Genomic DNA, 14,441 nt, shown 5'->3' on the forward strand with positions numbered 1-14,441 from the left:
GCGTCGCGCGTGCGGCGTTTCACCCGGCGCCGAGCCGGGGCCCACAGGCACGTGGGCCACGAACTGCGCGATGTCCACCACCGCCACGCCGCCGCGGGCCCGCGCGGCGGGGTTGCGCAGCACGAGCTGCGGGCGCCATGCCTCGTGGGCGCCACGCGCATGCTCGGGGTCGTGGCCGGCGAGCGCCGCGATCGCGTCGTCGCGCAGTCCCTCGGCCTGGGCGCCGGCTTCATCCAGGTGGGCATCGAACGCTCGCGCCACGGCGTCGGTGGAGCACCCGCAGAGCGTGTCGTGCGGATGGCCGAGGAGCAGTTCGCGCCACGCCGCGAGGACGAGCGCCCGGCCCGCTCCGCTACGCTGCCGCGCCGCGAGCGCCGTCCACGGCTCCACCTCGCGGACGAGGAGTCGCGCGATCCGCGCCGCGCGCCGCTTCTGGTGCGCCCGCGTGGCCAGGGTGCCCTGCAGCGTCCACGCATATCCGTAGGAATCGCGCAATTCGCCGTGGATCTCGGGCAGGCGCGCCGCGCCCGCGGCGTCGCGGGCCGCGCCGGCGAACGCGCCGAGTGAGCTGGGGCTCACCGTCGTCGGCGCCGCGACCCCGGCGAGCGCCGTGATGGCCGCCGAGAGGTCACGCTGGCGCGCGTGATGGTCGGCGCCGTTGAGGAGCAGTACGACGCCGATCCGCGCACGCGGTTTGAGTTCATCCCGGATATTCCGCCACCGCGTGGCGGCCGCGGCAGCATCCACCGGCAGGTCGGCGCCGAATTCGTACCCGCTGCGCGGCAGATGGTACAGCAGCGCGCGCTCGCCCGAGGGCGCCGCCCACCAGCAGGCGTCGCCGTCCGGCCACCGGCGGCTGCCGAAGCCGCGCCAGACCACGACCATATCGAGCCCGAATCCGCGCGCCAGGCTGGGCAGTGCCGCCGGGTGCCCGAACGAATCCGGGCAGTAGAGCACCGGCGGCGCCTCGGCCCGCAGGGCGCGCAGCGTTCGGCGCCCCTGGAGCAAGTTGCGCACGAGCGTCTCACCGTTCGGGATCAGCTCGTCGGACAGCACGAACCAGGGCCCGGCCTCGAGGGCCCGGCTCCGCAGGAGCGCCGCGAGTTCGGCGGCGCGCTCGGGACGCACGGCCAGGTAGTCGTCCAGCACCACCGTCTGGCCGTCGAGGAGGAAGCTGGCGCCGTCGCGCGGGGGATCGTCGAGCAGCTCGTCCACCAGCGCCACCAGGCGCTGCCGGAACCGCCCCGCAGGGTGGTACCACTCGCGATCCCAGTGGGTGTGCGAGACGAGGTGGACGGTGAGCATGCCAATAGAGACGGTAGGAGGGTAGGACGGTAGGAGGGTAGGACGGTCAAACCAAGTTCACGCCGCGACCGCACGGGAACAAGCGACCCGGGTCTGCCCGTTGACCGCGGCCCGTGGACCCTTGAAGTTGAGAGGTTCGCTGCCCGGTCACTCTCACTCGGACGCTCATGCACGAACTGCTCGATCTGTTCCACCGCATCACCAACGTCCGCGAGCTGATCGCGTGGGGTGGGTACGTGGGGCTGACGACGGTCATCTTCGCGGAAACCGGCCTGCTGGTGGGATTCTTCCTTCCCGGCGATTCGCTGATCGTCACCGCGGGCCTGTTCGCGGCGCTCGGGCAGTTCGACGTCTATCTGATGGGACTCCTCCTGTCGGCGGCGTCGATCATCGGCAACACGGTGGGGTACGGCATCGGGCGCGCCACCGGGCACGCGTTGTACGCGCGTCCCGATTCGCTGCTGTTCAAGCGCAAGCATCTGCTCAGGGCCCACGACTTCTACGAGCGCCACGGCGGCGCCACGGTGCTCATCGCGCGGTTCATGCCCATCGTGCGCACGTTCGTGCCCGTGGTGGCCGGCGTGGCGAACATGAACCTACGCCGCTACACGGTGTTCAACATCATCGGGGGGCTGGCCTGGATCTGGGGCATGCTCTTCATCGGGTATTTCCTGGGGCGCTACATTCCGGGAGTGGATCGCCACATCGACGTGGTGATCTTGATCGTGATCGGATTGTCGCTCACGCCAGGCGCCGTCGCGTGGTTGCGCGCACGCCGCCGGGCCGCCCCAGCGGATATCGCACCGGACGCCTGACGTCCAAGGAGATCGATATGGCCTTCACCCTGCCCGCCCTTCCGTACGCGAACAACGCCCTCGAGCCGCACGTCGACGCGCGAACGATGGAGATCCAGCACGACAAGCACCACGGCGCCTACGTGACCAACCTCAACGCCGCCGTGGACAAGGCGCCCGAGCTGCAGGGCAAGTCGCTCGACGATCTGCTCAAGAATCTGAACGCCGTGCCGGAGGCGGTGCGCACCGCGGTGCGCAACAACGGCGGCGGCCACTGGAACCACGCGATGTTCTGGCAGATCATGAGTCCCAAGGGAGGCGGCGAGCCCACCGGCAAGCTGGCCGACGCGATCAAGGGGTCGTTCGGCGATTTTGCCAAGTTCCAGGAGCAGTTCGCCGCCGCCGCGATGGGGCGGTTCGGTTCGGGCTGGGCCTGGATCGTGAAGGACGGGGCCAAGCTCGCCATCGTGAGCACGCCCAACCAGGACAATCCGCTCATGGACGGCAAGCACGCCGTGATGGGCCTGGATGTCTGGGAGCACGCGTACTACCTGAACTACCAGAATCGGCGCGCCGACTACATCAAGGCGTGGTGGAACGTGGTGGACTGGCAGGCCGTGGCCGACCGCCTGTAGGCCGCCCCACGTCCGCAGCGCGCTGGCGCGGTCTCCGCGTCAGCGCGCTTTCGTATGTCGGGACGTGCCCGCCACGAGATCGTCGAGGCCGCCCTTGGCGGCCAGCCGCCGTTCCCGCGTCGCGGCCCGCCGCCCCAGCGCGGGGGGCGTGATGAACGTCGTCACGAGCACCATGAGCATGATCGCGCCGAACAATCCGGCGTCGATGCCGCCGGTGGCGAGCCCCATCTGCGCGAAGATCAACCCCACTTCGCCGCGCGGCACCATGGCCACGCCCACGAGCAGCTTGTCGCCGCGGAACCACCAGGGCACGTAGCCCGCCAGCACCTTGCCTGCCACGCCGACGGCGATCAGCATGCCGCCCACGAGCAACGCGTCGGCACTCATGAGGGCGCGCAGATTCACGGCCGCCCCCACGCTGGCAAAGAAGATCGGGACGAAGAACTGCCCGATGCGCGTGGTGGACTCCCGCACCTCGCCCGCCTGCGGCAGGTCGTGGAGCACGAGGCCCGCGGCGAACGCGCCGATGATCATCGCCGAGCCCGCGAGGTGGGCGAGCCAGGCAAGAAAAAATGCGAATGCGATCGCCACCAGACCGAGTGCGCCGGAGGCCCGGATCCTCTCGGCCACGCGGAACACGGGCGGCGCCACGCGGCCGCCGACGACCACGGCCAGCACCACGAACGCCCCCGCCACCCCCGCGATGCGGGCGATGCTCGTCACCGATGCGGAGCCCCCCTCGACGATGCCGGCCACCACGGCCAGGATCACGAGCCCGATCACGTCGTCGATCACGGCCGCGCCCAGGACCACCCGTCCCTCGGTGGTCTCGAGCATGTCGAGTTCGGAGAGCACGCGCGCCGAGATGCCCACCGAGGTGGCGCAGAGCGCGGCGCCGCACACCAGCGCCGGCACGTGCCCGAGCCCCAGCCACTCGGCGCCGAGGAACCCCGCGCCGAACGGCATCGCGACGCCGGCGAATGCGACCGTGGTGGCCACGCCGCCGACCTTGACCAGCGACCGCACGTCCGTCTCGAGCCCGATCTCGAACAGCAGCAGGATGACGCCGATCTGCGACATCGCGGCGATGACGGCATCGGAGGCATGGACGATGCCCAGCACCGATCCGCCGAGCAATACACCGGCCACGAGCTCGCCGAGCACGGCCGGCTGTCCGAACCGCTGCGCGATCTCGCCGAGCACCTTGGTGCCCACGATGATCGCCATCAGCGCCGCGAGCAGATGGGCGACCGGGGATTCGGCGGCACCCGCCCCGGCGGCGAGCACCGCGACGGGCAGGATCACTGCGCCGCCTCGCCCTCCAGATACGTGTAGCCCTCGAGACCGGCCACGTAGTCGGCGATGAAGGTGTTGGCCTCCTGCCGCGTGAGGTACTTGGCCGCGGCCACCTTGCGCCGGAACACCTGGAGGAGATCGGAGGCGCGGAACTGCACGTAGTCCAGCACCTCGGTCACCGTATCGCCGTGCACGAGGTCGCTCACCTCGTAGCCGCCGTTGGGGCCCAGACGGACGTGCACGGCGTTGGTGTCGCCGAACAGGTTGTGCAGGTCGCCGAGAATTTCCTGGTACGCGCCGGTGAGGAACACGCCGAGCACATACGGCTCGCCGTCGCGGAACTCGTGGAGCTCCAGACTCGGCGCGCCGGTCTTCTCACCCACGAACCGGTCGATCTTGCCGTCGGAATCGCAGGTCACGTCCTGGATCGTGCCACGCCGGGTGGGCTCCTCGTCCAGCCGGTGGATGGGCATGATCGGGAACAGCTGGTCGATGGCCCAGCTGTCGGGCAGCGACTGGAAGAGCGAGAAGTTGCAGAAGTAGCGGTCGACGAGCGTGGACTCGAGGTCGCCCATGATGTCGTCGTAGGCGTCGCGATTCTGACGGCAGATGCGGGCGATGACGTTGATGGTGGCGAAATACGCCTGCTCGGCCAGGGCCCGCTCGCGCAACGAAAGCACGCCGGAATTGAAGTACTCGTGCGCGCGATCCTTGTCGAAGGTGGCGTCGTGGAACACCTCCTTCACGCGCCGGCGCGACACGTTCTTGCGTGAGACGTCCTTGTGGTCGGCCACCATCTCGTGGAGGAGTTGATGGTCGTCGTCGGTGAGCGGGGGCAGCGGCTGCTCGGCCACCGACTCCACGTCGATCACCTTGAGCAGGAGCAGCGCGTGGTGCGCGGTGAGGGCGCGCCCCGACTCGCTGATCACGTGCGGCATCGGCTGGTCGTGCTCGCGGCACGCTTCGGCCAGCGTGTAGATCACGTCGTTGGCGTACTCCTGGAGCGAGTAGTTCACGCTCGCGTCGGACGTGGAGTTGGTGCCGTCGTAATCCACGCCCAGCCCGCCGCCCACGTCCACGTGCGAGATGTCCACGCCCATCGACCGGAGCTCCACGTAGAAGCGGGCGATCTCCTGCAGCCCCGACTTGATGAATCGGATGTCGGTGATCTGCGAGCCGAGATGGAAGTGGATGAGCCGCAGGATGTCGAGGCGGCCGGCGGCGCGCAGCTTCTCCACGGCCTGCACGAGCTGGGCCGAGTTGAGGCCGAACTTGGACTTCTCGCCGCCGCTCTCCGCCCACCGCCCGAATCCGCGCGACGCCAGCTTGATGCGGACGCCCGCCAGCGGCGTGACCTCCATCTCGTCGGCCACCTGCAGCAGCACGTCGATCTCGCTGGGCTGCTCGATGACGATGAACACCTGGTGGCCAAGCTTCTGGCCCATCAGGGCGAGGCGCATGAACTCCTCGTCCTTGTACCCGTTGCAGACGATCACGTGGTTGGTGTGCTCGGCCAGCCCCAGCACCGCCTGCAGCTCGGGCTTGCTGCCGCACTCGAGGCCCACGCCGTGGGCGGCCCCGAATTGCACGATCTCCTCCACCACGTGGCGCTGCTGGTTCACCTTGATCGGGTACACCGTGGTGTAGCCGCCCTGGTACCCGTACTCGTCGCGCGCCGCCTGGAAATGGCTGCCCAGCGCGTCGATGCGCGAGCGCAGGATGTCGGAGAAGCGCAGCAGCACCGGCAGCGCGATCCCCTGCTCTTCGAGGTCGAGCTCCAACTCGAAGAGATCCACCTCCTGGCCGGGCTGGGTCTTGTCGGGGCGGACCACGACGTGCCCCTTGGCATTGACGTCGAAGAAGCCGGCGCCCCAGCCCTCGATGTTGTAGAGCTGGCGCGCCGCCTCGATGGTCCAGCCGGTGGCAGGCGCGTTGGCGTCCGGAGGCGCCGACACGGGCGCCGAATCCGCGGTGTGAGTCCCCATAGACCGGAATCTTATAATGTCCGGCGGCCGCGTGCTACGGAGATTTTCGGTGGGCTACGGGAACAGCGGGCGCCGGGCCCAGCCGTCGCCCGCCCGGGTGTACACCTCGCGCTCGTGCAGCCGGCTCGGCATGGCGTGCCAGAATTCGATCCGGTCGGGCGCTACGCGGAACCCCGACCAGTACGGCGGGCGCGGAACCGGCCCATCGCCGAACTTCCTGGTGAACTCGGCCACCCGCACCGCGAGCAACCCATCCGTGGCCAGTTCGCGGCTCTGGGTGGACGCCCACGCCCCGATCTGGCTGCCCCGCTCCCGTGAGGCGAAGTACGCGTCGGCCTCGGCGTCGGTCACCGGAGCCGCCAGTCCCTCCACCCGCACCTGGCGCTCCATGGCCTGCCAGTGGAAGCAGAGCGCGGCATGCGGGTTGGCCGCGAGCTCGCGGCCCTTGCGGCTCTCGAAGTTGGTGTAGAACACGAAGCCGCGTTCGTCCACGTCCTTGAGCAGGAGGATGCGCACCGCGGGACGGCCCTGGGCGTCGGCCGTGCCGAGCGCGAACGCCGTGGGTTCGGGGAGCAGGGCGCGATCCAGCGCCTGCGCCTGGTCGAGCAGCGCGCGGAATCGCGTGAACGGTTCGGCAAAGGGAACGGTGATCATCGGCGGGCGCGGAGGCGAGAGGGAACGACACCGAAACGTAAACGGCGCGCGGCCCCGGGACGAGGGACCACGCGCCGCCACGCCAGGCGCCGACTCCGGCTACCGGTGCGCCGGAGCGCCACCCCCGTCACCGCCGCTCGGCGCCGGCGGCACGCCCGCCGGATGGCCGAGCTGATCGCGCCCCTTCTGCAGATACGGGATCCCGTGGATCATCCACCCGGGCTCGGGGAATCCGCGCAGGTGATAATCGAAGAACTCCTGCATGCGCATGGCGATGTCCATCTGGTTGGCGCGCTTGGTGGGATTGTGCTCGTCCCCGTTGTAGTCCACGAGGTACACCTCTTTGCCCAGACGGCGCAGCGCCACGTACATTTCGATTCCCTGATACCAGGGCACCGCGCCGTCGCCGTCATTGTGCATGATCAGGAGCGGCGTCTGGATGCGATCCACCCAGAACAGCGGCGAGTTCTCGAGGTAGCGCAGCGGCTCCTGCCAGATCGATCCTCCGATGCGGCTCTGCGTGTGCTCGTACTGGAACGACCGGTTGAGCCCCGACTGCCAGCGGATGCCGCCGTAGGCGCTGAACATGTCGGCCACCGGCGCGCCGGCCATCGCCGCCTTGAACATGTGCGTCTGGGTGATCAGGTACGCCGTCTGGTACCCACCCCATGAGTGGCCCTGGATGCCGAGGGCGTTCGGATCCACGTAGCCGCGCGCCAGCAGCGCTTCCACGCCCGGCACGATGGCCTTCATCGCGCTCGGCCCGGGATACCCGATCTCGTACGGGATGTCGGGCTCGAAGATCAGGTAGCCGTTGGACACGTAGTGCGTGGGGTTGATGATGTTCCGTCCGCCCGGCGGCACGTAGTGGTAGAGGTTGTCCGACAACCGCTCGTAGTAGTACGTGATCATCGGGTACTTCCGGGACGGATCGAAGTTCTCGGGCTTGTAGAGAATGCCTTCCAACGGAATGCCGTCGGCGCTCGTCCAGTGCACGAGCTCCGCGGTGCCCCAGTTGAACTGCGCCTGCTGCGGGTTGGCGTCGGAGATCCTGGCGATCCGCGCCAGGTCGGTGCCCGTGTAGAGGTCGGGGAACTGCTCGAACGTGCCGCGCGTGACGACGAGTTCCTTGGCGTGCTTGGCCTGGATGGGCGTGCCGTAGTCCGCATCGGCCATCACGATCTTCGCGGGCGTGGCCCGCGCGCCCAGGTGCATCCAATAGAAGCCGGCGGCCTTGGTGTCCTCGTTGAACGCGCTGAGCAGCACCGGCTGGCGCGGATCGAGAAACGGATCGTCGCGGTCGAGATCCACCACCCGCAACCGCAGGTGCTCGCGCCGCCCCAGGGAGTCGGTGGCGACCACCGGAGCGCGCGCCCCCGTGGGGTCCACCTCCCAGACGTCGTAGCGATCGTACAGCAGCACCGTCCGGTCGTCCATGGTCCACCCACCGATGCCATACGCCGGCGCGATGTCGGGATGGTCGTCCATCTCGTCGTCGAACCGGTTGCCGTGCAGCGCGCCGGTGAGATCGGCGGTGCGTCCCGTGCCCAGGTCGTAGGCATACCAGTGGCCACCGTCCATGTACGTGATGAACTTGCCGCCCGCCGAGAGCGCGGCGCGCTCCCCGCGCAGGTCCTTCTTGACCAGCGTGCGCCGCCCCGTGGTGGCGTCCACCGCGTACACGTCGTTGCCGCCGTCGCCCCACATCGACTCGATGGCGTACGGCACGCCGCTCGTCTCCATGGCCACGCGGCCGTCCGGCGAGACCGTGGCGCTGGGCACCGAGTCGTCGGTGAGCTGCACCAGCTTCCTGGCGCCGATGTGATAGAGCACGAGGAACGTCTTGTCACGGTCGCGCGCCGCGTCGGACTTCTGCTGCGGGATCAACTCCGCGTCCTTCCACGTCCAGAGATCGAAGATCGCCTTGTCGTACAGCGAGTCGTGCGGCACGGTGTCCGGGCGGGGCGGCGCGACGCCGAATTCGATGGCGCTGCCGGTGCGCGTGAACGCCACCCGCCCGTAGTCGGCCACCAGCAGGTCGCGTCCGAGCGTGCCCGCCGTGGCCACGGGCACCGGCTTGGCGTCCTTGAGCGGCGTGTAGTACAGCGTGAAGTGCGGATCCCTGGCCGCGTAGTCGTCGCGGTCGGACACGAACGCCACCTGGGCGCCGGCTCGATCGAAGGCCAGATCGCGATAGTCGCCCTTGCCCATCATCAAGGCGGTGGATGCGGCGGCGCCCGGCACGCGCACATACGCGCCGTCACCGGCGCCGTCGCGCGTGGACACGGCGTAGCCGAGCCACTTGGCGCTGTCGTCAAAGGCGTAGCTCGCCACGTGCTCGATCTCCGTCTGGGCACCGGTCACGAGATTGCGCAGCACCAGAGTGGAGCCCGGCGTCTTGCGACGCCCCCCGCTGGAATCCGCGGTCGCCCCACCGCGCCCGCCACGTCCGTTGGCGCCATTGCCGCCTGCGGCGGAATCGGCGTCCAGTTGATAGGCCAGCCAGTCTCCCGACGAGGACGGAAGCTGGAACGACCGGACGTCGGCCACCGTCGTCACGTTGCCGGTGGCGAGATCCACGATCGCGAGCTTGGCCTTGGGTGGCGGCCCGGCGCGTCCTCCGCGCCCGCTGTGGCGCGCCGAGTCGAACGCCGCCATCGGTGCATACGTGAGCGCGACCGCGTACTTCGAGTTGGGCGCGATCTGCCCGCCCGGCACCCCGCCCCGCCCACCGCGCCCGGTGGGCGCCGCGCCCGGCGTCATGACCGGCCGGCCGATGAACCCGCGCGGGAGACGATACTCCGTGGCGCCCGTGGTGGTGCGCAGCACGAGCTCCCCATCGCCCACCTGCGGCGTGAGCGAATACGCCACCCAGTGACCGTCGTTGGAGATCACCGTGCCGGTGATCGACATCCAATGGTCCCAGTCGGTGGGAGTGAGCAGCCGCTTGGGCGCCTGGGCGCCGAGCGCGGCGGCGGACGCGATGACGAGGACGGCGGCGAGGGGGAGGGAGACTCTTCGCATGACTCGGCGATCTCGCTGGTGGCAGGGATGGGGGAACGTGCCAGGACGCTGAGTAACGTCTCTCCGGGTACGCGCACTCGCCAGTGGGCGTTGGCCGGCGCCTCCGGGACGAGCGTAGATTTCGTGCACGCTTCCCTCCACCCACCCCATGATCCTCAGACGCCTGTACGACGACGAGTTGGCGCAGGCCAGCTACCTGCTGGGCTGCGAAGCCACGCACGAGGCCATCGTCGTGGACCCCAACCTGAATCTTCAGATGTACCTCGACGCGGCGGCGAGCGAGGGACTCACGATCACGCACGTGACGGAAACCCACATCCACGCCGACTTCGTCTCGGGCGCGCGGGCGCTGGCCGCCGCCACCGGAGCGACGCTGCTGCTGTCAGGCGCCGGGGGGCCGGATTGGCGGTACGTCGTGGGACCACAGGACGCCATCCTGCTCCACGACGGCGACTCGATCACGATCGGCGGCATCCGCCTCGACGTGCTGCACACTCCCGGACACACGCCGGAGCACCTGTCGTTCCTCGTGACGGACACCGCGGTGTCGGCCCAGCCGGTGGGGCTGCTCAGCGGCGACTTCATCTTCGTGGGCGACGTGGGCCGCCCCGATCTGCTCGAGCGCGCGGTGCACGTGGCCGGCACCATGGAGGCGTCGGCGCACCAGCTGTTCGCGTCGCTACGGCGGGTGAAGCCCCTGCCCGACCATCTGCAGCTCTGGCCCGGACACGGCGCCGGCTCGGCGTGCGGCAAGGCGCTGGGCGCGATGCCGCAATCCACGCTCGGCTACGAGCGGCTCACCAACGCGGCGCTCCGCGAGCCCGACGAAGCGGCGTTCGTGCGCGACATCCTGTCGGCGCAACCCGAGCCGCCGCGCTACTTCGCGCGGATGAAGCGGGTGAATCGTGACGGCATACCCGCGGCCGCGGCCGGCGCCGCGACGCGCCAGCTCACCGCGGGCCAGGTGGACGACGCCATCGCCCACGGCGCCCTGGTGGTGGACACGCGCTCGTCGGCGGCGTTTCTGGCCGGCTTCGTACCCGGCGCGCTGTGCGTGCCAAAGTCCAAGGCGTTCACCAGCTATTTCGGCTCCGTGGCGCCGGAGGAGGCGCCGGTGGTGCTGCTGGTCGCCCATCCGGCCGACCTCGCGCCGCTGGTCCACCGCCTGCACCTCATCGGGTTCGATCGCGTGACCGGGTGGGCGGTGGCCGCGGACGTGCTGGACGCGCGGCGGCACGCCGGCCGCCCGGTGCCGCGGCTGGGCGCGGCCGACCTGCCCGAAGTGCGGCGCCGGCTGGCCACCCACCGGCCACCGCTACTGCTCGACGTGCGCAGCGCCGGCGAGCGAGTGTCGGGCGCCATTCCCGGCGCCGTCGGCGTGGCCCTCGGGGACCTGGCCGCCTGGGCCGACCGGCAACCGCGCGAGGGACCGGTGATCGTGCAGTGCCAGACCGGCACGCGGGCCGTGATTGGCGCGAGCGTGCTCGCGGCGCGAGGTTTTGTGGACATCACTCCGATGACCGGCGGTTACGACGCCTGGACGGCGGCCGGCCTGCCGGTGCTCACCCCCCCATCGCCCTGACCCATGGGTGACATCATGCGTCTCGCTCGCTCCGTGTCCCTGCTGCTCGCCGGCGCCACCACGGTGATGCTTCCCGGCACGACGCTTATCCCGGGCGTGATCGAAGCGCACTCGCACATGTGCTTGCATATGACGGACGGCGTGATCTACAAGCGGCCGTAGGGCGCCGCCGCGCGGCGGGCGAACCAGAACCAGATCGGTCCCACGATCATCGCCACGGCGCTCCCGGCCACGGCCGGCACGCCGTAGGTGCCGTCGCGGAACGACGCGGCAATCACGAAGCCGAGGATCACCACCGGCGCCGACGCCAACGCGATCACGCCGCCGCGCGGCAGGGGGATGCGGAACGCGCCGCGCAGTTCAGGCTCCTTCCTGCGCAGCGCGATGAGGGCGCCGAACTCGAGGAAGAGCGCCAGCGAGTACAGCAGCACGTCGGCCACGACCAGCCGACCGAACGGCATGAGCACGAAGGCGGAGTAGCACACGGCGGCGGCGAGCACGGCGTTGCGGGGCGTGCCCCGCCGGTCCGTGACGGCCAGCGCGCGCGGCAGCAGCCCGTCCTGCGCCATGACGAACGGAATGCGCGAGTACGCCAGCAGCAGCGCGTTGAACAGGGCGAGCGCGCTCACCATCCCCGCCAGCGCCACCCAGTCGGCCAGGAACGGCCCCATCCGCCCTGCGGCGGCGCGCGCGATCTCGGGCCAGCCGCCGTCGCGCCACGTGGTCCAATCGGTGGCGCCGAGGGTGGACAGCAGCGGCGTCAGATAGCCGAGCACGACCAGCGGAAGCGCGATGGCCAGTGCGCGCGGATAGCTGCGCGTGGCGTCGCGCACCTCGCCCTGCACCGTGGAGGCGTTGTCCCACCCGATGTAGTTCCAGAGGGCGATCGAGAGGCCCACGGCCAGGCCCTGGGCGGGGTGCTGGCCCGGCACCGCAAACGGCACCCACGGCGTGTGCACCGCGTGCGGCAGCGCGGCCAGCGTGACGGCGAGGAACCCCGACACGATGAACACGCCGCTCACCACCGACGCCCGCCCCACCCGGCCCGAGCCGAGCAGGTTGATGGCCGTGGCGCCCCAGATCACGGCCAGCGACACGAACCATTGCTGCTCGGGGGTGAGCGAGGGCGCGAAGTACCGGAGGTACTGTATGAACAGCAGCGGGTAGAGCGCCATGTCCACCAGCGAGTACATCCAGGTGAGCCAGCCGTTCTGGAACGCCCAGAAGCGCCCGAAGGCGCGGTCCACCCAACGGTAGTAGCCGCCCTCCTCGGGCAGCATGCTGGCCAGCTCGCCGACGATCAGCGCTTCGGGCAGCGACCAGACGATGGGCACGAGCACGAGCATGAGGAGGGCCAGCCCCGGGCCCACCGAATGCACGAGCGTCTCGGTGGTGAACGGACCGCCCGAGACCGTGAAGTACAGGATGAACACCAGCGGCAGGGTGCCGAGCGATCGGCGAAGCTTGGAGGAATCCGGAGACGGCATGCCTGAAATTGCGCGGGGCGTGGGGTGTGCGGGAGGGGAGAAAACGAAGAGCCCCCCGATTGCTCGGGGGGCTCTCGTCTACACTGCTTCGGTCCGTCCGGTTTACGACCCGGCGCAGGCCGTCGCGTTGACGTACGTGGGAGCCGCGGTCGGCTTCGTATCCCAGTACATGCGGCTTCCGAAGTTATCCGGGCCCTGCCGCGCGATGGCGGCGTTGACGTTGGCCGCGTTGGTCGAGAGCTCCGTGGTGGAGTACTCGAAGCGACGCGGAACGTAGTTGATGATCGCGGCCGGACCAGCCTTCACGGTGCTCGGCACGCACGTCCGGCGCCACTCGGCCCAGGCGTTGGTACCATCGCTGTAGAGCGCCAGCCACTTCTGCGTGGCGATCTGCGTGAGGCCAGCCGCGCCGCCCTGGTAGGCCACGGCGGGCTGCGCCAGGTAGGTCGCGATGGCGACCGGATCAGTGACGCCCCATTGGTTCATCGAGGCCGTGATGCCGGCGTTGTAGAAGCCCGGCGCCTGCGATGCAGTGAGGCCGCCCAATCCACGCTCGGCCGCCTCGGCCTGCGTGAACGCCACCTCAGCGTACGTCATGATGTTGCTGGGGTAGGTCTTGCCGGCGCCGCCGTAGAATCCGTACGCCGTGGCGCCGGGGTAGAAGATCGCCCCAGGCCGCGAGGCGGTGTTGAAGTACGTGCCGGCGGTGGACGCATCGAGCCCGTTGGGCATTCCGGCATACTTGGTCGGATCGGCCACCGTGGGCTGCGCGTAGATCGGAATGCGGGGGTCGTTGAGCCCCAGCATGATGTTCATCAACGTCTGCGACATGCGATGGTCATCGCGAGTCGAGAAGTTGTTGGCCCACGGGTTGTTGAACACGCCGTCGCCGGGCCACGCGAACGTCGCGTTGTCGGCGTTGGACGCGAACACGCCACCCGGGGCGCTGAGGGCCGCCTTGATCTCGGCGCTGGCCGTGGCCGGATCGACGTTCACGATCCGCATGGCGTCACGCAGATGCAGGGAGTTGGCGAACTTCTCCCACGACGAGATGCTGCCACCGTAGATGGGATCGGCGCTGCCGAGCCCAGGATCGGTGGACGGGTCGCTGGCCAGGGCCGACGACACCGCCGACAGGGTCTTGAAGAAGGACGTGTAGATGTCCTTCTGCGCATCGTACGCCGGCGTGAGGCTGCCGCCGACCGAGTCGCCCGTGAGCGCCGCCGTGAAGGGGATGTCGCCCCACACGTCGGTCATGTAGCCGAACGCCCACGTCTGCATCACCGCCGCCGGGCCCCAAACGCCCGGTTGGCCGGCGGACTGGCCCTGCGCCACGACCTTCTTGAGGTTCTCCAACTCGGCCGTGTAGGCCGCGTTGAACGTGCCCGTGGTGGAAGACGCCTGCAACCGCGCATAGCGATCTTCGTCCGGGTACTGCACCTCGGACAGCTGCTGCGAGGTCCACTCGGTGCCGCGCAGATCGAGCACGCCGGTGCCGAGGTAACGGCCCACGGCATTCGCGGCCGCTTGCGTGAACACGGCACCGGCCGGCGCCGAGGTAGGCGCGTTCGGGTTCCGGTTCACGTTGGTGATATTCTCATTGTTGCACGCCGTCGCGCCTACAAGCAGCGCGAACCCGGCGACAACCAATGTCTTTGATGGGTGCTTCATGTGGTTGG

Annotated in this window: 11 protein-coding genes; 4 read left to right on the forward strand and 7 right to left on the reverse strand. The window is 69.6% G+C overall.

All coding sequences use genetic code 11. From position 1 onward, the window contains the following. A partial coding sequence (locus tag VNE60_10435; GenBank protein HVB31931.1) for a hypothetical protein occupies nt 1-1,305 on the reverse strand: 1,305 nt, incomplete at its 3' end. Nucleotides 1,306-1,472: 167 nt separating this feature from the next. Here VNE60_10435 and VNE60_10440 point away from each other — a divergent pair. Further along, the gene (locus VNE60_10440) at nt 1,473-2,120 is read left to right on the forward strand and encodes a VTT domain-containing protein (protein ID HVB31932.1); all 648 of its coding nucleotides are present in this window, start codon (nt 1,473-1,475) and stop codon (nt 2,118-2,120) included. Nucleotides 2,121-2,137: 17 nt separating this feature from the next. Next, complete coding sequence (locus tag VNE60_10445) at nt 2,138-2,734, forward strand: superoxide dismutase (protein HVB31933.1); 597 nt, start codon at nt 2,138-2,140, stop codon at nt 2,732-2,734. A gap of 39 nt (nt 2,735-2,773) precedes the next feature. Here the strand turns inward: VNE60_10445 and VNE60_10450 are convergent, their stop codons facing one another. The 4 genes from VNE60_10450 to VNE60_10465 form a co-directional block, all read right to left on the reverse strand. Beyond that, nucleotides 2,774-4,039: a cation:proton antiporter gene (locus VNE60_10450; GenBank protein ID HVB31934.1), complete on the reverse strand. Its 1,266-nt coding sequence runs from the start codon at nt 4,037-4,039 to the stop codon at nt 2,774-2,776. After that, on the reverse strand, nt 4,036-5,985 hold the full coding sequence (gene speA / locus VNE60_10455) for a biosynthetic arginine decarboxylase (GenBank protein HVB31935.1): 1,950 nt from the start codon (nt 5,983-5,985) through the stop codon (nt 4,036-4,038). Before speA ends, VNE60_10450 begins: the two co-directional genes overlap by 4 nt. An 84-nt stretch (nt 5,986-6,069) precedes the next feature. After that, nucleotides 6,070-6,669 (reverse strand): pyridoxamine 5'-phosphate oxidase, encoded by a 600-nt coding sequence (pdxH, locus tag VNE60_10460; GenBank protein ID HVB31936.1) that lies wholly within the window; start codon nt 6,667-6,669, stop codon nt 6,070-6,072. A 99-nt stretch (nt 6,670-6,768) separates the two neighbouring features. Beyond that, entirely contained in the window at nt 6,769-9,693 is a 2,925-nt protein-coding gene (locus VNE60_10465) for a prolyl oligopeptidase family serine peptidase (GenBank protein HVB31937.1), read from the reverse strand. A gap of 148 nt (nt 9,694-9,841) precedes the next feature. On the opposite strand from VNE60_10465, the gene VNE60_10470 reads away from it, so the two are divergent. After that, nucleotides 9,842-11,275: a rhodanese-like domain-containing protein gene (locus tag VNE60_10470; protein ID HVB31938.1), complete on the forward strand. Its 1,434-nt coding sequence runs from the start codon at nt 9,842-9,844 to the stop codon at nt 11,273-11,275. 15 nt (nt 11,276-11,290) lie between these two features. Further along, nucleotides 11,291-11,437 (forward strand): hypothetical protein, encoded by a 147-nt coding sequence (locus tag VNE60_10475; GenBank protein ID HVB31939.1) that lies wholly within the window; start codon nt 11,291-11,293, stop codon nt 11,435-11,437. On the opposite strand, the gene VNE60_10480 is transcribed toward VNE60_10475, so the two are convergent. Together VNE60_10480 and VNE60_10485 are read right to left on the reverse strand one after the other, a co-directional pair. Further along, nucleotides 11,422-12,762, reverse strand: coding sequence for an APC family permease (locus tag VNE60_10480; protein ID HVB31940.1), 1,341 nt, complete (start codon nt 12,760-12,762; stop codon nt 11,422-11,424). The genes VNE60_10475 and VNE60_10480 overlap by 16 nt on opposite strands. 102 nt (nt 12,763-12,864) lie before the next feature. Beyond that, nucleotides 12,865-14,433, reverse strand: a complete 1,569-nt coding sequence (locus tag VNE60_10485) for a SusD/RagB family nutrient-binding outer membrane lipoprotein (GenBank protein HVB31941.1) — start codon at nt 14,431-14,433, stop codon at nt 12,865-12,867. Between the last annotated feature and the right edge of the window lie 8 nt (nt 14,434-14,441).

The organism is Gemmatimonadaceae bacterium, assembly GCA_035533755.1.
Lineage (GTDB): Bacteria > Gemmatimonadota > Gemmatimonadetes > Gemmatimonadales > Gemmatimonadaceae > JAGWRI01.

Coding starts and splice junctions, on each gene's coding strand:
- VNE60_10465 (HVB31937.1), bottom strand. CDS start 9,693: ATGCGAAGAGTCTCCCTCCCCCTCGCCGCCGTCCTCGTCATCGCGTCC.
- VNE60_10475 (HVB31939.1), top strand. CDS start 11,291: ATGCGTCTCGCTCGCTCCGTGTCCCTGCTGCTCGCCGGCGCCACCACG.
- VNE60_10440 (HVB31932.1), top strand. CDS start 1,473: ATGCACGAACTGCTCGATCTGTTCCACCGCATCACCAACGTCCGCGAG.
- VNE60_10470 (HVB31938.1), top strand. CDS start 9,842: ATGATCCTCAGACGCCTGTACGACGACGAGTTGGCGCAGGCCAGCTAC.
- VNE60_10485 (HVB31941.1), bottom strand. CDS start 14,433: ATGAAGCACCCATCAAAGACATTGGTTGTCGCCGGGTTCGCGCTGCTT.
- pdxH (HVB31936.1), bottom strand. CDS start 6,669: ATGATCACCGTTCCCTTTGCCGAACCGTTCACGCGATTCCGCGCGCTG.
- VNE60_10445 (HVB31933.1), top strand. CDS start 2,138: ATGGCCTTCACCCTGCCCGCCCTTCCGTACGCGAACAACGCCCTCGAG.
- VNE60_10480 (HVB31940.1), bottom strand. CDS start 12,762: ATGCCGTCTCCGGATTCCTCCAAGCTTCGCCGATCGCTCGGCACCCTG.